The organism is Cellulomonas sp. (genome assembly GCF_017744555.1).
Classification (GTDB): domain Bacteria; phylum Actinomycetota; class Actinomycetes; order Actinomycetales; family Cellulomonadaceae; genus Cellulomonas.
This window is the reverse complement of record NZ_JAGIBD010000113.1, coordinates 1-703: the sequence shown is the minus strand read 5'-3', so window position 1 is coordinate 703 and position 703 is coordinate 1. Positions and strand designations below refer to the sequence as shown.

The window sequence follows — 703 nt, the reverse complement described above, 5'->3', positions numbered from 1 at the left end:
CTGCTGGCGATCGCGTCGGCGCCCGTGACGGCGGCGTCGACCGCGGCGAACGAGGCCGCCGACCCGTCGACGCCGACGACGACGTGCCCGGTGGGCTGCGGCGCGACCTGCGTGCGGGGCACCACCACGACGGGGCACGGCGCGTGCTGGAGCACGCCGAGCGACACCGACCCGAGCAGCACGCCCGACAGCCGCCCGGCGCCCTGCCGGCCGACGACGAGCAGCCGGGCGTCCTGCGCGAGCCCGACGAGCGTGCGCGCGGGCGGGCCGTCGTCGAGGACCGCGGTGACGGCGAGCCCGGGCGCCTGCTCGCGCGCGACCTGCGCGCCCTCGTCCGCGACCTCCTGCGCACCCTGCCGGACGTACGCCGAGGCGGTGCGCAGCGGCGGCACGTCGAGCTGCCCCTGCAGCCCCCACACGTGCACGACCCGCAGCTCCGCGCCCAGCCGGTGGGCCGCGACCGCCGCCCACCGCACCGCCGAGACCGCCTCCGGCGACCCGTCGTACCCGACCACCACGTGCGTGCCCATCGCGCCCTCCCCGAGGCTCGGCCGTGCTCCGATCGTCACGCGGCGGACGCGCGACGGCAAGGCGCTGGACCAACCTGGCGCGCTGCGCCGCGGCCGCCGACGGGCGCAGGCTCACGACCGGTCAGAGCTGGGTGCCCCCGGTGGCGTCGAGGACCTGCCCGGTGACCCACCGC

1 protein-coding gene is annotated in these 703 nt (G+C 79.2%); it reads right to left on the bottom strand.

Annotation, left to right across the window (positions count from 1 at the left end):
- On the bottom strand, positions 1–530 hold a 530-nt coding region (locus J7523_RS20440; RefSeq protein WP_291890637.1), incomplete at its 3' end, for a universal stress protein.
- Positions 531–703 lie beyond the last annotated feature (173 nt).